The 17,832-nt window shown below is 71.9% G+C and carries 17 protein-coding genes; 16 read left to right on the forward strand and 1 reads right to left on the reverse strand.

The features are described 5' to 3' along the window. Positions 1-79: 79 nt before the first annotated feature. From ACZYRU_RS08600 to ACZYRU_RS08635, 8 genes are all read left to right on the forward strand, one after another. Positions 80-1,648, forward strand: a complete 1,569-nt coding sequence (locus ACZYRU_RS08600; protein WP_488956668.1) for an ABC transporter substrate-binding protein — start codon at positions 80-82, stop codon at positions 1,646-1,648. A 7-nt stretch (positions 1,649-1,655) separates the two neighbouring features. Beyond that, the gene (locus ACZYRU_RS08605; RefSeq protein ID WP_488956669.1) at positions 1,656-2,696 is read left to right on the forward strand and encodes an ABC transporter permease; all 1,041 of its coding nucleotides are present in this window, start codon (positions 1,656-1,658) and stop codon (positions 2,694-2,696) included. Continuing rightward, positions 2,693-3,556 carry an ABC transporter permease gene (locus ACZYRU_RS08610; protein ID WP_488956670.1) on the forward strand — a complete coding sequence of 288 codons (864 nt, stop codon included), beginning with the start codon at positions 2,693-2,695 and terminating at the stop codon, positions 3,554-3,556. Before ACZYRU_RS08605 ends, ACZYRU_RS08610 begins: the two co-directional genes overlap by 4 nt. An 83-nt stretch (positions 3,557-3,639) precedes the next feature. Further along, complete coding sequence (locus ACZYRU_RS08615; protein WP_488956671.1) at positions 3,640-4,593, forward strand: ABC transporter ATP-binding protein; 954 nt, start codon at positions 3,640-3,642, stop codon at positions 4,591-4,593. Next, a complete protein-coding gene (locus ACZYRU_RS08620; protein ID WP_488956672.1) occupies positions 4,590-5,435 on the forward strand; it encodes an ATP-binding cassette domain-containing protein in 846 nt (281 codons plus the stop codon). The genes ACZYRU_RS08615 and ACZYRU_RS08620 overlap by 4 nt, the downstream gene beginning before the upstream one ends. Further along, entirely contained in the window at positions 5,432-6,520 is a 1,089-nt protein-coding gene (locus tag ACZYRU_RS08625) for a sugar phosphate isomerase/epimerase family protein (protein WP_488956673.1), read from the forward strand. The genes ACZYRU_RS08620 and ACZYRU_RS08625 overlap by 4 nt, the downstream gene beginning before the upstream one ends. After that, positions 6,517-7,980, forward strand: coding sequence for an FAD-binding oxidoreductase (locus ACZYRU_RS08630; RefSeq protein ID WP_488956674.1), 1,464 nt, complete (start codon positions 6,517-6,519; stop codon positions 7,978-7,980). Before ACZYRU_RS08625 ends, ACZYRU_RS08630 begins: the two co-directional genes overlap by 4 nt. Then, positions 7,970-9,037 carry a sugar phosphate isomerase/epimerase family protein gene (locus ACZYRU_RS08635; RefSeq protein ID WP_488956675.1) on the forward strand — a complete coding sequence of 356 codons (1,068 nt, stop codon included), beginning with the start codon at positions 7,970-7,972 and terminating at the stop codon, positions 9,035-9,037. The genes ACZYRU_RS08630 and ACZYRU_RS08635 overlap by 11 nt, the downstream gene beginning before the upstream one ends. Positions 9,038-9,048: 11 nt before the next feature. Here ACZYRU_RS08635 and ACZYRU_RS08640 read toward each other — a convergent pair whose 3' ends face one another. Beyond that, positions 9,049-9,585 carry a MarR family winged helix-turn-helix transcriptional regulator gene (locus tag ACZYRU_RS08640; RefSeq protein WP_488956676.1) on the reverse strand — a complete coding sequence of 179 codons (537 nt, stop codon included), beginning with the start codon at positions 9,583-9,585 and terminating at the stop codon, positions 9,049-9,051. Positions 9,586-9,686: 101 nt separating this feature from the next. Here ACZYRU_RS08640 and ACZYRU_RS08645 point away from each other — a divergent pair, with 101 nt between their 5' ends. Genes ACZYRU_RS08645 through ACZYRU_RS08680 form a run of 8 tightly spaced genes read left to right on the forward strand, consistent with a single transcriptional unit; the run spans position 9,687 to position 17,827 of the window. Continuing rightward, on the forward strand, positions 9,687-10,610 hold the full coding sequence (locus ACZYRU_RS08645) for a VOC family protein (protein WP_488956677.1): 924 nt from the start codon (positions 9,687-9,689) through the stop codon (positions 10,608-10,610). Then, positions 10,607-11,413 carry an aspartate dehydrogenase domain-containing protein gene (locus ACZYRU_RS08650; RefSeq protein WP_488956678.1) on the forward strand — a complete coding sequence of 269 codons (807 nt, stop codon included), beginning with the start codon at positions 10,607-10,609 and terminating at the stop codon, positions 11,411-11,413. Before ACZYRU_RS08645 ends, ACZYRU_RS08650 begins: the two co-directional genes overlap by 4 nt. Next, positions 11,414-12,229, forward strand: a complete 816-nt coding sequence (locus ACZYRU_RS08655; RefSeq protein ID WP_488956679.1) for an alpha/beta fold hydrolase — start codon at positions 11,414-11,416, stop codon at positions 12,227-12,229. Continuing rightward, positions 12,226-12,735 (forward strand): cupin domain-containing protein, encoded by a 510-nt coding sequence (locus ACZYRU_RS08660; RefSeq protein ID WP_488956680.1) that lies wholly within the window; start codon positions 12,226-12,228, stop codon positions 12,733-12,735. Before ACZYRU_RS08655 ends, ACZYRU_RS08660 begins: the two co-directional genes overlap by 4 nt. A 3-nt stretch (positions 12,736-12,738) precedes the next feature. Further along, positions 12,739-13,524: an SDR family oxidoreductase gene (locus ACZYRU_RS08665; RefSeq protein WP_488956681.1), complete on the forward strand. Its 786-nt coding sequence runs from the start codon at positions 12,739-12,741 to the stop codon at positions 13,522-13,524. Between the two features lie 28 nt (positions 13,525-13,552). Next, the gene (locus tag ACZYRU_RS08670; RefSeq protein WP_488956682.1) at positions 13,553-15,208 is read left to right on the forward strand and encodes a thiamine pyrophosphate-binding protein; all 1,656 of its coding nucleotides are present in this window, start codon (positions 13,553-13,555) and stop codon (positions 15,206-15,208) included. Further along, positions 15,205-16,683: an aldehyde dehydrogenase gene (locus ACZYRU_RS08675; protein ID WP_488956683.1), complete on the forward strand. Its 1,479-nt coding sequence runs from the start codon at positions 15,205-15,207 to the stop codon at positions 16,681-16,683. Before ACZYRU_RS08670 ends, ACZYRU_RS08675 begins: the two co-directional genes overlap by 4 nt. A gap of 13 nt (positions 16,684-16,696) precedes the next feature. Then, entirely contained in the window at positions 16,697-17,827 is a 1,131-nt protein-coding gene (locus tag ACZYRU_RS08680; protein WP_488956684.1) for an FAD-dependent monooxygenase, read from the forward strand. Positions 17,828-17,832: the final 5 nt, after the last annotated feature.

The raw sequence follows: 17,832 nt of genomic DNA on the forward strand, positions 1-17,832 counted from the left end.
CTCCGGCTGTCTGTGCTGTTCTATGTATACACGCCGGGTGAGTTGGCTCACAGGCGGACACAGACAGAAGGAGCACGGAGTGAGAACCTTTCGGACGAAGAGGGTGGTCGGCCTCGGCCTGGCGGCCCTCGCGCTGGGGACTGCCACCGCCTGTGCTGCCGATCCCAGCGGCTCGGGTGCTGCCGGCGACACGACCCTCACCTTCGGCGTCGATGGCACGGTGCCCAACATCGATCCGGTGCTGGCCGACAACAGCACGGTCGACCAGTCGGTGGTGCCGATGTACGAGTCGCTCGTCGACTACGACCCCGACGGCACCCTGCAGGGGCGCCTGGCCACGGCGTGGACCGTCGCCGACGACGCCCGGTCGGTGACCTTCACACTGCGCGACGGCGCGAAGTTCCACGACGGTGCGCCCGTGACGGCGGAGGACGTCAAGTACACCTTCGACCGGGCGAAGGGCCTCGGCGTCGGTGTCGCCCAGTTCCTCTCCGACTACGCCTCTGCAGAGGTGGTCAGCCCGACCGAGGTCAAGATCAACCTGTCCGCTCCGTCCTCGCTCTTCCTGGGCGGACTCGCGAAGGTCTACGTCGTCAACTCCGCCCTCGTGGAGAAGAACGCCGGCTCCGACCAGGGCCAGTCCTGGCTCGCCTCCCACGAGGCCGGGAGCGGCCCCTACACGCTCGAGGACTTCAAGCCGAACCGTCAGATCATCTTCGAGAAGTACGCCGACTTCACGGGCGACGCCAACGCCGCCGCCCCCGACAAGATCGTCTACCGGCTGATCCCGGAGAGCTCCACCCAGCGCGAGGAGATGCTCGCCGGCAACATCGACGTCGCCGACGGCATCGAGCCGCAGGACCTGGCCACCGTCCTCGAGCAGGACCACTTCACCTCGGTCGAGCTCGCGAAGGCCCAGGGCCTCTACGTCTACTTCAACACCCAGCGCGCGCCGTTCGACGACCCGTCGGTGCGCCAGGGCATCCGCCTGGCCTACGACTACCAGGCCCACGTCGACACCATCCTGGGCGGCCACGGCGCCGTCGCGACGGGTGTCGCGCCGGCGGTGATGGACTGTCGCCCGGAGATCGCGCCCTTCGAGCAGGACCTCGACCAGGCGCGCACCCTGCTCAAGGGGCTCGCGTCGAGCGGCAAGGAACTGACCCTCGCCTACCAGTCGATCTTCGCCGAGCAGGCCGACGCGGCCACCGCGCTGCAGTCCACGCTGCGGGATCTCGGGGTGACGGTGAAGCTCAAGACCGTCGACTACCCGACCTACATCGAGTCCCTCGGCTCGGTCGCGACGACGCCGGACATGGCGGTCATCTGGGACAACCCGCCGACGCCCGACGTGGGCAGCCTGCTGACGACGCGCTACCACTCGAAGTTCCGCGAGACCTCGACGAACTTCGGGCAGTACGGCAACCCGGCCGTCGACAAGCTCCTCGACGAGGCGAACGCCACCGGCGACGCCGATGCGCGGTGCGACCTCTACAAGCAGGTCGAGCAGGCGCTGGTCGACGACTCGGCGTCGATGCCGGTCGCGGACGAGGTGACCACGGTCGTCGTACCGAAGACGGTCACGGGGGTCGAGCTGTACCCCGCCCACACCGGCTACATGCCGCAGACCTACCAGATCGAGGACTGACCGACTGATGGCACCTTCGCTTCTCGCCCGATACCTCGCGCGACGACTCGCGCTGCTGGTCACGACGCTGTGGGGGGTCGTCACCATCGTCTTCCTCCTGATCAAGGCGATCCCGGGCGACGAAGCGCAGGCAGCCGCTGGCGTCACGGCCACCCCTGAGCAGGTGGAGGTCGTGCGCCAGCGGCTGGGCCTCGACGAGTCCGTCCTCCAGCAGTACGTCAACTACCTCGGCCGCCTGCTGCACGGCGACCTGGGGACGTCGATCTTCACGTTCCAGCCGGTGCTCGGCGACCTGCAGCAGCTGATCCCCTACACCGTCGAGCTGGTCGGCCTCGCGATGGTCATCAACCTGACCTGCGGCGTGCCGCTCGGGGTGCTGGCCGCGGCCCGGCACCGCACACGGACCGACAACTCGGTGCGGCTGGCCGCGATCTTCTGCGGCGCCCTGCCGACCTTCTGGCTGGCCATGATCGCCCAGACCCTGATCGGCCGGAAGCTCGGCCTGGTGCCCATCTCGGGTGTCTCGACCCTCGGCGTCGAGGTGCCGCGACGCACCGGCTTCCTCACCGTCGACAGCCTGCTCGCCGGCGACCTCACCGCCTTCTCCGACGCACTGGCCCACCTGGTGCTGCCGGCCGCGGTGCTGGCGATCCCGTTCATGTCGTTCGTGATCCGGGTCGTCCGCGGCTCGATGATCACCGCGCTCGAGGCTGACCACGTCACCGCGGCGCGGGCGAAGGGCGCGCCGGAGCGCACCGTGCTGCTGCAGCACGGCCTGCGCAACGCCATCGCCCCCGTGAGCACCCTGGTCGGTCTGCAGGTCGGCTGGATGATGGGCGGCGCCGTCATGGTCGAGACCGTCTTCAGCCGGCCCGGCTTCGGCAGCTACCTGACCCAGGCCGTCGCCCAGAAGGACACCTTCGCGGTGATCGGCATGGTGCTCGTCGTCGGCGTGATCGTCACCTTCGTCGGCCTGGCCGTCGACCTCGTCCAGCTCGCCGCGGACCCGCGCGTCCGCCTCCTCGAGACCCGGAGGGCCTCCGCATGACCACCGCTGCCGCCGCCCACGCCGTGCCGCGCGTACGCCGTACCCGCCGCCGGGTGCCGTGGCTCGACCGGATCGCCTACGGCACCGTCGTCGCCCTGCTCGTCCTCGCGGTCGTGGGTCCGCTGCTGACGCCCCACGATCCCTACTCGGTCGACCTCGGCCAAGCCCTCCGCGCGCCCTCGGGCGACCACCTGCTCGGCACCGACGGCCTCGGTCGCGACGTGCTGAGCCGTGCCCTCGCCGGCGCGAGGGCTTCCATCCTCGGTGCCCTGATGGCCGTCGCCGGCGCAGCGCTGATCGGCATCCTGGTGGCCTCGATCGCCACGATCGGCGGCCGCTGGGTCGACGACATCGTGATGAGGTTCTGCGACATCACGCTGTCGCTGCCGGTCATGGTGATGGCGCTCGGCGTGGCCGTCGCACTCGGCCCGAGCCTCCGTTCAGCGGTCATCGCGATGGTCGTGGCCTGGTGGCCCGGCTTCGCCCGGATCGCCCGCGCCGAGATGCGCACCGTGATCACCTCGCCGTACGTCGAGGCAGCCCGGGTGCTCGGTGCCAGCCGTTGGCGGCTGATGCTGCGCCACGTCCTGCCCAACTCGCTCGACGGCGTCTACGTCCAGGCCACCCTGGAGATCGGCGGCGCCACCCTGATCATGGCCGGCCTCTCCTTCGTCGGCGCCGGCGCCCAGCCGCCGAGCGCCGAGTGGGGAGCGATGGTCGAGACCGGCTCGCGCTACCTCACCAACGCCTGGTGGATCTCCGTGGTCCCCGGCCTGCTCATCACCATCACGGCCCTCGCCTTCGCCCTCGCCGGTGACTCGCTGCGCAACCGCAACCACCCCGACGCGGGGCTGGCATGAAAGGTCTCGACATCGTGAGCCTCAACCAGGAGGTACCCGTCCCAGCCCCGGGGAAGGATCTCGCACCCCGGCCGCTCCTCGAGGTGAGCGACCTGAGGGTGAGCTACCCGAGTGCGGCCGGCTCCGTGGAGATCGTCTCCGGGTTCGACCTGACCGTGGCCCGCGGCGAGCGGGTCGCCCTCGTCGGCGAGTCCGGCTCGGGCAAGTCGGTCACCGCGCGGGCACTGCTCCGGCTCGACCATCGTGCCTCGGTCGCCGGCCAGGTGCGCCTCGACGGCACCGACCTGCTCGCCCTCAGCGACCGCGAGATGCGGGCCCATCGAGGCCGTCGGATCGGCCTGATGCTGCAGGACCCGATGACCACCCTCAACCCGGTGCGCACCATCGGAAGCCAGGTGATGGAGTCCCTGCGCGTGCACGGGGTCGGCAGGGCCGAGGCTCGCAAGCGAGCCGTCGAGACCCTCGACCGGCTCGGCATCCCGGACGCCGAGCGGCGGATGCGGGCCTACCCGCACGAGTTCTCCGGCGGCATGCGGCAGCGGGTCTGCCTGGCGATGGCCATCGTGGCCCACCCGGACCTGCTCATCGCCGATGAGCCGACGACCGCGCTCGACGTCCGCGTGCAGGAGCAGGTGCTCTCGCTGATCGACTCGCTCGTCGCGGAGCTGGGCATGGGCGTCGTGCTGATCACGCACGACCTCGGCCTGGTCGCCGGCTTCGCCGACCGGGTCGCGGTGATGTACGCCGGCCGCGGGGTCGAGACCGGACCGGTGCGCGAGCTCTACCGAACGCCCCGCCACCCCTACACGTCAGGTCTGCTGGCCTCTGTGCCCCGGGTCGACCGGGACGGCGCCCTCGCGCCGATCGCCGGCAGCCCGGCCCAGCCGACATCGCGGCCCGGCGGCTGCGCCTTCCACCCGCGCTGCGCCCGTGCCGACGCCGACTGCACCGAGATCCGTCCCGACGTACGACGCCTCGGCGCCGCCGACGTCGCCTGCCACCACCCGCTCGCACTCGCGGGGGAGGGGAACCGATGACCACCACCGCCACCGACGCGACACCGATCCTGGAGGCCCGCGGCCTGGTCCGGTCGTTCGGCTCGCGACGTGACGCGACGCGCGCCGTCGACGACGTCAGCTTCAGCGTCGGTCCCGGTGCCATCCTCGGCATCGTCGGCGAGTCCGGCAGCGGCAAGTCGACCACGCTGCGGTGCGTCGTCGGGCTGGAACGGGCCGATGCCGGAGAGGTGCTCTTCGACGGCACCCCGCTGGCGCGCGCCGACCGCGCGACCCGGCGCCGCTTCCGGCGCGACGTCCAGATGGTCTTCCAGGACCCCTACTCCAGCCTGAACCCGCGGATGACCGTCGAGACGATCGTCGGGGAGGGACTGGACATCCACCGGATGGCCGCGTCCCGTGAGGCGCGCCGGACCCGGGTCGTCGAGGTGCTGGAGCTGGTCGGCCTCGACGCGACCGTGCTGGACCGATTCCCGCGCTCCTTCTCCGGCGGCCAGCGGCAGCGGATCGCGATCGCCCGCGCGCTGGCCGTCGGTCCACGCGTGCTCGTCTGCGACGAGCCCGTCTCGGCGCTCGACGTCTCGGTCCAGGCGCAGGTCGTCAACCTGCTGCTCGACATGCAGCAGCAGCTCGGCCTGGCGGTGGTGTTCGTCGCCCACGACCTGGCGCTGGTGCGTCATCTGTGCCACGACGTGATGGTCATGCAGCGCGGCGTGGTGGTCGAGAACGGCGCATGTGCCGACGTGTTCGACCGCCCGCAGCACGACTACACGAGGAGCCTGCTGGCCGCGATCCCGATCCCCGACCCGGACCGGGACCGCGCGCGGCGCGCGGCCGCCGCGACCGAGCGGAGGACGGCGTGAACGCCCTGGTCGGTGCCGACGTCAAGCTCCCCTCGCCGCACCGCTCCCTCAAGGGCACCGTCGACGCGTCGTGGCCGCAGGTGCTCGCCGACTCCGTAGCGCTGGGGATGGACGGTGTCCTCGTGCGCACGTTGTACGAGCTCTCGCCGACGCTCGACGGTGGGTTGCTGCGCGAGGTCGCCGACGCTGCGGCGAGCCTGGGTCTCTACCTCGAGCTGGGGGTCGGCAAGGTCAACCCCTACATGACCGCGGAGCTGCCGGAGATCCGGAGGCTCGGCGACGGCAGCTATGTCGCCGGCATGGAGCGGATGATCGAGGCCGCGGCGGCGATCGGCTGCCACGAGCTGTGGACCGCGACCGGCAACTTCCAGGCCGGGCTCCCGGGGCTGCACAAGAACGACCGCTACCGCCGTGACGCGCCCTGGGGCGACCAGATGGCCGCGACGGAGGGCTTGCTGCACCAGCTGGCACCGGTGCTTCGGGCATGCGGATCGCACCTCAACCTCGAGACCCACGAGGAGATCACCACGCACGACGTGGTGCGGCTCGTGGAGGCGGTCGGCCCCGACGTCCTCGGAGTCACCTTCGACACCGCGAACGTCTACGTGCACGGCGAGACAGCCGAGGCGGCGGCTCGCCGCGTGGCGCCGTACACCCGGATGTGCCACCTGCGCGATGTCGCGATCGTCGCGGGTCCGGATGCACTCGACCGCTACCTGCTGCCCTGCGGCGACGGCGTCATCGACTGGGCCGACGTCCTCGGCGTGCTGCTGGGGGCGAATCCCGGCCTCCACCTCTCCATCGAGCCGGCGGGTCCCCACCAGCCGGCGATGCAGGTCTGGCACGACGACCCGCGCTGGCGGGCCGCCCACCCCGACCTGGATCCCCTCGAGCTTGGCGCGGTCCTCGACTGCGTCGGTGCCTACGAGCACCACGTCCGCTCATTCGATCGTCCCGACGCAGCGCTGCTGCGGGCGGGCGGGCTGTTCACGCGGGAGGAATTCCTCCGCCGAAGTGCCGGGCACCTCCGCAGCGTCACCGCTGCCGGAGACCACACCCAACCGACGAAGGAGTACATCCCATGAGCACGACCGCGAACGCGACCCGGGCGGACATCGCCGGGCTGAAGAGCGCCGTGGACTGCCCCGTGATCCTGCCCGGGGAGCGGCACTACGACCTCGAGCGGCACGTCTGGAACGCCGACATCGACCGCAGCCCGGCGGCGATCGTGTCCTGCCGCACCGCCCAGGACGTCTCCCGCGCGCTGACCTGGTCGCTGCAGAACGGCTACGAGGTCACCGTCCGCGGCGGCGGCCACAACCTGGCGGGCACCGCCGTCATCGACGGTGCCGTGCTGCTCGACACCGGCCCGATGAAGGAGGTCACCTTCGACCACGCCGCCGGCACGGTCTCCGCGGGTGCGGGCTGCCGGCTGGGTGACCTCGACCGCGCGTGCGCCGAGCACGGTGTCGTCGTCCCCGCGGGCACGGTCTCGCACACGGGCGTCGCGGGGCTGACCCTCGGCGGCGGCACCGGCTACCTGTCGCGGATGTACGGCCTGACCACCGACCACGTGGTCGAGGTGGAGTTCGTCGTCGCCGACGGCCGGATCCTCACCGTCAACGAGAACGAGCACCCCGAGCTGTTCTGGGCGGTGCGCGGAGCCGGCCACAACTACGGCATCGCCACGAAGTTCACGTTCCGCTCCACGCCCTTCACCATGAAGGCCAACGTGCGTCAGGCGTTCTACGTGGGTGAGGACCGCAAGCGGGTCCTGCAGCACTTCCGTGACTGGAGCTACGACGCCGAGGACAACGTCGTCACCTACGCCCGCACTGTCGAGGTGCCGGACTTCTGGACCGTCGTGCCCGCGAAGTACCGCGGGAGCCAGGTCGTCTCGGTCGCGACCATCCACTGGGGCGACGCCGACGAGGGCCGCCGGCTGACCGACGGCATGATCGGTGCCGGCTCGCCGGTGTGGCAGACCGAGTACCAGGTGCCCCACGTCGAGCTGCAGCGCGCTTGCGACGACGACTTCCGCTACGGCGTGCGCCGGTACTGGAAGAACAGCATGCTCAACGAGTTCCCCGACGAGGCGATCGACACCGTCCTCAAGTGGTCTGATGCCTACCCCGGCCGGCCGCTGCAGGCTCGTTCGACGATCGCACCGCACTTCGCCTGCCCCTACCAGCTCTACCCCCGCGGTGGGCAGGCGGCGCGCGTCGACCCGATGGCGACCTCCACCAGCGACCGTACGTCAGCGAAGTTCATGGCCAGCGCCGGTGCGGAGTGGGAGTTCCCGTCCGAGGCGCCGGAGCTGATGGACTGGGTGTCGGGCTTCGACGCCGAGATGGACCCGTACAAGAACGGGACCTACATCAACTTCACCAGCGTGGCCGGTGACGAGAGCGCGGCGCGGTACGCCTACGGCGACAAGTACGACCGGTTGGTCGCCGTGAAGCGGGAGTACGACCCGCACAACGTGTTCCGCCGCGGGCTCGTCGACCTGTCCGGTGAGGGCGAGGACGTCCTCGATGACGAGTGACCTCGGGTTCCGGATCGGCACGGACAGCTCGAAGTTCCCGGCCCCCGCGGGCACCGATGCCGCGTGGTTGCTCGAGAAGGCGGCGAAGGCCGGCCTGGAAGGCGTGTTCTTCCGGTCGGCGCTCGAGCTCAGCCCGACGTTGGATGTCGGCGAGCTCCGCGCGCTGCGGGAGCAGGCCGACGACCTCGGCCTGTACCTCGAGGTCGGGGCCGCGAAGATCAACCCCTTCGCGGCCCCGGAGGCGCCCGAGATCCGGGCCCTCGGTGACGGGGACTACCTGGCAGGCATCGAGCGGATCGTGGCGGCCTGCGCCGACGCGGGGATCCACGAGATCTGGGCGGCCACGGCGAACTACAAGTTCGACCTGGCCGGCCGCCTGGCCTGCGACCGGTACCGGACCGATGTCACGTGGAACGACCAGCTGCGCGCGACCGGCAAGGTGATGGCCGAGATCGCACCGGTGCTGCGGGAGCACGGCTCGCACCTCAACATCGAGACGCACGAGGAGATCACGACCTTCGAGCTGGTGCGGCTGGTCGAGGAGGGTGGCGCCGACGCGTTCGGTATCACCTTCGACACGGCCAACGTGCTGATCCGCGGGGAGGACCCGGTGGCGGCGGCGCGACGCGTGGCGCCGTACACCCGGCAGACCCATGTCCGTGACGGTGCCCTGTTCTTCACCGAGCAGGGGCTGTGCCGGGTGCTCGCGCCCTGCGGGCAGGGTGTCATCGACTGGCCGGCGCTGATGACGGCACTGCTCGATGCGCCCCGGAAGGCGCTGTCGATCGAGGGCATCATGGGACGGCGCTTCCAGCTGCCGATCCCGATCCACGACCCGTTGTGGCACGCCGGGCAGCCGGACATGACGACGGTCGAGCTCGCGGAGCTGGTGCGGCTCGCCCGCGGCTACGAGGACGCAGTTGCCCGTGGCGAGCGGCGCTCGCTCAGCTCCCTCGCCGAACCGGCCGACGACGAGGAGCGCGAACGGTTCGTGCTCGACAGCGTCGCCCACCTGCGGGCCGTTGCCGCGCAGATCGGCGCGGACCGCGGCCGATGACTCCGGTGCCGCTACTCCTGCGCGGCGAGGATCGAGTCCTCGAGCCGCTGCAGGAGCGCGGCCAGCTGGTCGGCGTCGGCAGCACCGACGCCGGCCAGCAGGCGGTGCTCGTTGGCCAGGTGGATGGCGATGACCTGGTCGATGAGCGCCAGGCCCTCCGGCGTGAGCTGCGAGTGCACGACCCGGCGGTCGTGCGTGTCGCGGATCCGGGTGATCAGGCCGGCCTGTTCGAGCTTGTCGAGCCGGAAGGTGACGCCGGCCGAGGACAGCAGCGACTCGGCGGCCAGCTCGGTGCCGGACATCCGGTAGGGCTCGCCGGCCCGGCGCAGGGCCGCGAGCACGTCGAAGGAGGCCGGATTGAGGCCGAAGTCGTCGAAGGACTTCGCGATGACCGCCTGGTAGCGCAGGTAGACGCGGTGCACGCGCCCGAACAGGGCGATGGGGGACGGGTCGAGGTCGGGGCGCTGCTCGCGCCACTGCTGCACGAACCGATCGACGTCCGACAGTGCGTCGGCCGTCTCGATTGCCTCAGCGTCCTGGGGAGCCATGACGCGGATGCTAGCCACGATCGGCCGACTTCTTCCACCCAACATGCTTGACAGTAAGTAAGTAAACACTTAAAGATTAAGTCCTAAGGAAAAGAGGAGTCATGAACCAGCCCGTCGTGCGACTGCACTCCCTGCGGTCGGTGCAGCTCGGTGTCCCGGACGTGACCGCCTGCAGCGACTTCTACTCCGAGGTCTGGGGCCTCTCGGTCGTCGAGAAGGACACCGACGACACCTGGCTGCGCGGCTCCGGCCCTGACCACCACGTGCTTCAGCTCAGCCGCTCCGAGCGCAACGCGCTCGGCCGGATCAGCTTCGCCGTCCGTACGCCGGCCGAGGTCGACGCGGCGGCCCGCCGGCTCGTCGCGCAGGGCGTCCCGCTCCTGCGCGAGCCCGGGCCGCTCGACGACGCCGCTGCCGGCTACGGCCTGGTCCTGGTCGACCCGGAGGGACGCCGGATCGAGCTCAGCTGCGACGTCCACTCGGTGGCGCCGCGCAGCCGTGACCTCCCCGTCCCGATCGGGGTCACCCACGTCGTGCTCAACACGGTCGACATCGACCGAGCGGTCGCGTTCTACACCCAGGTCCTCGGCATGCGGGTCTCCGACTGGTCCGAGCACCAGATGGCCTTCCTGCGGTGCAACACCGATCACCACAGCATCGCCTTCAACCAGGCTGCCTGGACCTCGGTCAACCACGTCGCCTACGAGATGGCCTCGATGGACCACTTCATGCGGGGCATCGGCTCACTCAAGCACCACGGCATCACACCGCTGTGGGGCCCGGGCCGCCACGGACCGGGCAACAACACCTTCTCCTACTTCGCCGACCCGGCCGGCCTGGTGTGCGAGTACACCTCCGACGTCGCGCAGGTCGTCGAGGACCAGTGGCTGTGCCGGGTCTGGCGCCGGGTCCCGGAGCTGTCCGACCTGTGGGGGACCGCCGGCCCGCCGTCGACCGACGTGCGCACGCACATGGCCGGCGTCGAGGACCGTGGCGCGGTGGCCGATCCGGTGGTGGCGTCATGAGTGCCCCGGTGGACACCCCGATCCGTGCCGTCATCATCGGTGGCGGGGCGATCGGCGCCAGCGTGGTCGCCGCACTGCTGCGCGGTGACGTGCCGGACGTCGTCCCCGTCGCCGTCGTCGATCCGCAGCCGGTGGGTGATCTCGGAGTTCCCCAGCTGCGGCTGGAGGCCGCGCTCGACCAGGCCGACGTGGTCGTCGAGTGCGCGGGCCAGGCCGTCATCGCGCAGAGCGCGGTGGGCATCCTCGAGCGGGGGATCGACCTGCTGATCACGTCGGTGGGCGCCCTGGCCGATCCCGAGGTGGCCGCGGCGGTCCGCGCCGCCGGACCGGGCCGCTTCCTGCTCACCGCGGGCGCCATCGGCGGGCTCGACATCCTCTCGTCCGCCGCTGCCCAAGGCCCGCTGACCCGGGTCGAGGTCACCACCACGAAGCTGCCCACCTCGCTCGTGCAGCCCTGGATGGACGACCACGACGCCGACCTGCTGCGGGTCGCGACCGAGCCCGTCGAGGTGTTCCGCGGCAACGCCCGCGAGGCGACCCGGCTCTTCCCGCGCTCGCTCAACGTCGCGGCCACGCTGGGCTGGGTGGTCGGCGACTTCGACCTCGTCGACGTCCGGCTGATCGCCGACCCCGCCGCCGAGCTGACCTGCCACCGGGTCGTGGCCGAGGGCGCGGCGGGTCGGTACTCGTTCGAGATCGAGAACCTGCCCTCGCCGCAGAACCCCCGCACCAGCGGCGTCGTCCCGCACGCCGTCCTCCGGTCGTTGGCCGCCCTGGTGGGCCGACCCAGCGGGGTGGTCTAGGTGCTGGCGTTCCGCGAGGCCGGCACCGGCGCGCCGACGCTGATGCTGCACGGCATCGGGTCGTCGTCGCTGGCCTTCGGCCCCCAGCTGTCCGCGCTCGCCGACGAGCTGCGGATGGTCGCGTGGGACGCCCCCGGGTACGCCGCGTCCTCCGACCCCGACGTGGCCCTGGACCTCGACGGGTACGTCGACCAGGTGGCCGCCCTGGCGCGGGACCGGTTCGGCGACGAGCCGGTGCACCTGGTCGGGGTCTCCTGGGGAGGAGTGCTCGCCCTGCGCGCCGCCGCGGCCCACCGGGGCCTGGTCCGCAGCCTCACGGTCATCGGCGCCAGCCTCGGCTCGGGCGTCGACCCGGTGCGCGCGGCCCAGATGCGCGAGCGGTCGGGCGACCTGGTGCGACTCGGCGCCGGCGACTTCGCCCGCCAGCGCGGACCGCGGTTGCTGGCGCCGGATGCCGATCCCGCGCTCGTCGACCACGTCGTCGCCACGATGGCGGCCGCCGTACGGCCGGCGGGGTATGCCTGCGCGGCCGAGGTGATGGCCGCGACCGACCTCACCGACGACCTGGTCCGGATCACCGCACCCACGCTGGTGATGGCCGGCGCCGAGGACCGGGTGACCGGACCGGAGCGGGCCCGCGAGATCGCGGCGCTGGTCCCTGGCTCCGCGCTGGTGCTCGTCCCGGGTGCCGGCCACCTCGCCAACCAGGAGCGTCCTGCCCTGGTCAACGCCTGGCTGCGCGGCTTCGCCCGCGCCGCCGACCTCCTGGCCGCGGCAGCGCCCGCGACCGACCTCCACGAAAGGAAGATCCCATGACCCTGCAGTACGACACCGCCGACGACCTCGCCGAGTTCACCGACTCGCTCATCCTCACCCAGGCCACGCGCCACGAGGACTGGGACACCCTCGGCTTCCAGGCCAAGGCCGGCGACCAGTTCAAGCGCGCCCAGATCCGCTACGTCGGCTCCGGTGCCACCGGCAACCACGAGAACGACAACCGCACCATCAAGTCGCAGGGCTTCACGTTCTCCAACATGCTGCTGCCGCCCGGCGCGGAGGGCCCCGAGCACACCCACCACGACGCCGAGGAGGCCTTCTTCGTCCTCGAGGGAGAGGTCGAGGTCGGCATCCACCGCGGCGGCCAGGTCGTCACGCGCACCCTCGGCTACCGCGACATGATCGTCGTGCCGGCCGGCGTCCCGCGCAGCCTGAAGAACAACGGCGACAAGGACGCGCTGTTCTGCGTGATCATCGGCGCCCAGAAGCCCCAGGTGCCGACGTACCCCGAGACGTCGGCCATGCACGGCGTCACCCGGGACTGACCCGTGGACCTGGAGCTGCGCGACCGCACCTACCTCGTCACCGGCGGCAGCTCAGGGGTGGGTCTCGCCACCGTCGGGCTGCTGCTGGCCGAGGGGGCGCGCGTCGTCACGTGCGGGCGCCGGGCCGACGCGCTCGACGCGGCGGTCGCGTCGCTCGGGTCACCCGAGAACCTCGTGGCACAGGTCTGCGACGTGCGGGACGCCGACGCGGTGGCGGCGCTGGTCGCCGACGCGGGCGAGACCTTCGGCGGCATCGACGGCGTCGTCAACAACGCCGGTCAGTCCCGGATGGCGGGGCTCGCCGACGTCCGTGTCGCCGACTTCCTCGACGAGCTCGACCTCAAGTTCAGCAGCGTGCTCAACGTCCTCGGGGAGGCGCTGCCCTGGCTCGAGAAGTCACCGGCGGCCTCGGTCGTCAACGTCAACGCGGTGCTGGCCAAGCAGCCCGAGCCGCGGCTGGTGACGACGTCCGCGGCCCGTGCCGGCCTGCTCAACCTGACCAAGTCGATGTCCGTCGAGTACGCCGCGCGCGGCGTCCGGGTGAACTCGGTGTGCCTGGGCCTGGTCGACACCGGCCAGTGGCGCCGCCGCTACGACGGCTCCGGCGACACCCGCGACTACGCCACGTGGGAGCGCGAGATCGCCGCCGACCGGGGCATCGCACTCGGCCGCTTCGGCCGCGCCGAGGAGGTCGCGTCGGCGATCGCGTTCCTGCTGTCCCCGCGCTCGTCGTACGTCACCGGGGCGGCGCTCGACGTCTGCGGCGGCGTCTCGCGCGGCCTGTTCTGATCCCTTCCACCCCTCCCGAGGAGCACCCATGACCAGCCCGGCACCGGGCCGCACCGGCGGCGACCTGCTCGTCGACCTGCTGCGCCGCTACGACGTCGACACCGTCTTCGGCATCGTCAGCGTCCACAACCTCCCGCTGGTGGAGGCCGTGGACCGCGACCTCCGGTTCGTGCCGGTCCGGCACGAGGCGACCGCGGTCAACGCGGCTGACGGCTACGCCCGGGCCCGGGGCGGACTGGGCTGTGCGCTGACCAGCACCGGCACCGGCGCCGGCAACGCGGCCGGCTCGCTCGTCGAGTCGCTCAGCGCCGGCACCTCGGTGCTGCACGTGACCGGGCAGGTGGACACGCCGTACCTCGGCTCGGGGCGCGGCTTCATCCATGAGACCAAGGACCAGCTCGGCATGCTGACGGCGGTCTCGAAGCACGCCGTCACGGTGCCCGACGTCGCGTCGGCTGGCGTCCTGCTGCAGCAGGCGGTCGAGCAGGCGCTCACCGCGCCCGGCGGCCCGGCGAGCGTCGAGTGGCCGATCGACCTGCAGTACGCCGTCCCGGCGCCCCTCCCGGCCGAGGCGACCCGTGCGGCGGCCGCCACGGTGGACCCGGTTCGGGTGGCCGAGGTGGTGAGCCTGCTGCGGGCCAGCGAGCGACCGGCGATCTGGGCGGGCGGAGGGGTGTCTCGTTGTGGGGAGGTGTTGCGGCGACTCGTCGAGCTGACCGGTGCCGCGCTGTTCACGAGCAATTCCGGCCGGGGTGCGGTGTCTGAGGACCACGAGCTGTGCGTCGGCAACTACGCCACCACGCCCGCCGGCCGCAGCCTGCTCGCTGACGCCGATCTGCTGCTCAGCATCGGCACCCACTTCCGGTCCAACGAGACCGGCGACTACGGCCTCGTCGTCCCCACGACGCACGTCCAGGTCGACCTCGACCCCGACGCGATCGGCCGGGTCTACCCGGCGACCGTGGGGGTCGTCGCCGACGCCACGGCCTTCCTCGAGGCCGTGCTTGATGCACTGGTGGCCGCCGACGCCGCGCCGAGCCCGGTCTGGGGGCATCGGGTTCGGGTGACCCGCGCCGCGGTCCGCGAGACCCAGCGCGCCGGGCTGGGGGAGCACGCCGCCTTCGCCGACGCCCTGCGCAAGGTGCTGCCGCGCGACGCCGTCGTCGCCCGGGACGTCACCATCGCGTCCAGCTCGTGGGGCAACCGGCTGCTCGAGATTCACGACCCCCGCAGCAACGTCTTCCCCCGCGGCGGCGGAATCGGCCAGGGACTCGGCATGGCCATCGGCGCCGCGCTGGCCCGCCCGGACCAGCCGACCGTCGGCATCGTCGGTGACGGCGGCCTCGCCGTCCACCTCGGTGAGCTGACCACGCTCGCGCAGGAGGCGCCGTGGCTGGTGCTCGTCGTGTTCAACGACGGCGGCTATGGGGTGCTGCGCAACATGCAGGAGTCGCTGGGCAGCCCGCGCTCGGGCGTCGACCTGCTGACGCCCGACTACGCCAGGCTGTGCCGTTCGATGGGGCTGGCCCACCTGCGGATCGCCGAACCCGGTGACGTCGCGGCCACCTTCGAGCAGGCGGTCGCGCTGGGTGGCCCGGTCGTCGTCGAGGTCGACCTGGCGGCGTACCCGCCGATGCCGCGTCCCTTCACCCCGCCCGTGCACGTCCCGGGAGCACCGGCATGAGCGACCGTCTCGCCCCGGAAGGGCGGATCCTCGTCGGTGGAGAGTGGGTCGAGGGGGCCGGTGCCGAGATCGTGGCCACCGATCCGGCCGACGGCAGCACGATCGCCTCTCTGGCCGGCGCCGTGCCGGCCGACGTCGACGTCGCCGTCCGCCGGGGCGAGGCAGCCGGCTCGGCCGTCGCGTGGCGAACGATGCTCCCGCACCAGCGGGCCCGCCACCTGGCCCGGACCGCCGACCTGATCGAGGCCCGTAGCGAGGAGCTGGCGCTGCTGCAGAGCCGCGACAACGGCAAGCCGCTGCCCGAGACGCGTGCCCTGGTGGCCAGCGCCGCCGGGACGTTCCGCTACGTCGCGGCACTCCTCGAGACCCAGGAGGGCGCGATCCCGCCTTCGCGCGGTGACTACCTGAGCTTCTCGGTGCACGAGCCGATCGGTGTCGTCGGCGCGATCACCCCGTGGAACAGCCCGATCGCCTCCGATGCCCAGAAGGTCGCACCCGCGCTGGCTGCGGGCAACGCCGTCGTCCTCAAGCCAGCCGCGTGGACACCGCTGCTCGCCCTCGAGCTCGGCGCGCTGCTGCTCGAGGCGGGGTTCCCGGAGGGACTGGTCAGCGTGCTGCCCGGGCCCGGTCGGACCGTCGGCCAGGCGATCGTCGAGCACCCCGGCGTCGGGCACCTGTCCTTCACCGGTGGCACCGACACCGGCCGCGAGCTGGCCGCCACCGCCGCCCGACTGCTCAAGACGACCTCGCTCGAGCTCGGCGGGAAGTCGCCGACCATCGTGCTGCCCGACGCCGATCTCGACGTCGCCGTCAACGGCATCCTCTACGGCATCTTCAGCTCGCAGGGGCAGTCGTGCATCGCCGGCTCGCGCCTGTTCGTCCACGACAGCGTCTACGACGAGGTGGTGGCGCGGGTGGCCGAGCGCGCCGAGGCGCTGCGGGTCGGGCACCCCCGGGCCGAGGGCACCCAGCTCGGACCGCTCATCACGGCCTCCCACCGCGACTCCGTCGAGCGCTTCATCGCCGACGGCCTCGCCGCCGGCGGCACCCTCCGGGCCGGTGGGGTGAGGCCGTCCGACCCTGCGCTCGCGGCCGGCAGCTACCTGCGGCCCACCGTGATCGACGGACTCCCGGCCGACGCGGCTGTCGTGCGCGAGGAGATCTTCGGGCCGGTCCTGGTCGCGCTGCGCTGGCGGGACGAGGAGGAGCTGGTCGCGGCGGCCAACGACACGTCGTACGGGCTGGCGTGCGGCATCTGGACCCAGGACTTCGCTCGCGCCTGGCGCATCGCCCGGGCGATCGACGCGGGCACTGTCTGGGTCAACACCTACAAGCAGCTGTCGATCGCGACCCCGTTCGGCGGGACGAAGGACAGCGGATCCACCCGTGAGAAGGGCCTGGGCGCGATCCGCGCGTACCAGCGCCAGAAGAGCATCTATCTGGGCACGTCCGGGCCGATCGCCTGGGCTGACTGAAAGGCAGCAGGACATGAGCATGCACGTCGGCATCGTCGGAGGCGGGATCGGTGGCCTGGCCGCCGCCATCGGCCTCCGGGCGCAGGGGATCGCGGTCACCGTGTTCGAGCAGGCGCCCGAGTTCGGCCGGGTCGGCGCGGACATCAACCTGACGCCCAACGCGGTCCGCGCCCTCGACGGGCTCGGCGGCGGGGTGGGCGCGGCCATCCGGGACACGGCCGCGCGGCCGACGTACCGGATCAGTCGGACCTGGGACTCAGGGGAGGAGACCTCGCGCCTGGAGATGGGCGAGGTCGCCGAGCGGAAGTACGACGCCCCCCAGCTCACCATCCACCGCGCCGACCTGCTCTCGGCCCTCGAGCAGGAGCTGCCGTCCGAGGTGATCCGGCTCGGCCACCGGTTGACCACTCTCGAGCAGGACCCCGACGGTCCCGTGCGACTGGGCTTCGACGGCGGGGCGGAGGCCGAGGTGGACGTCGTGATCGGCGCCGACGGCATCCACTCGAGCGTCCGATCCGCGTTGTTCGGCAAGGAGAACCCCGACTTCACGGGGGTCGTGGCGTTCCGCGCGGTCGTCCCCTCGGACCGGCTCGACGTCCCCAACCTGGACGCCTTCACCAAGTGGTGGGGACCGGACCCGGAGACGCAGATCGTCACCTTCCCGCTCAACCGCGGGCGGGACACGTTCATCTTCGCGACGACCCCGCAGGAGTCCTGGACCGAGGAGTCCTGGACGACGCCGGGTGATGTCGTCGAGCTGCGCGCCATGTACGAGCACTTCCACCCCGAGGCCCGGGCCCTGCTCGACGCCTGCGACTCCGTGCTCAAGTCGGCGCTCTACGTCCGCGACCCGCTGCCGCAGTGGTCCGTCGGCCGGGCCACCCTGATCGGCGACGCGGCCCACCCGATGATGCCGTTCATGGCCCAGGGCGCCGCGATGTCCATCGAGGACGCGGTCGTGCTGACCCGGGCGATCGCCGACGGCGGCGCCGACGTGGGCCAGGGGCTGAAGGCGTACGAGGCCGCACGCCTGCCCCGCACGAGCCGGATCCAGATCGGCTCGCGGGGCAACACCTGGCTCAAGTCGTCGGCCGACGCCGACTGGGTCTACGCGTACGACGCGTGGCACGTGGACCTGGTCTGACGGCC

Source organism: Nocardioides sp. F233 (genome assembly GCF_057813895.1).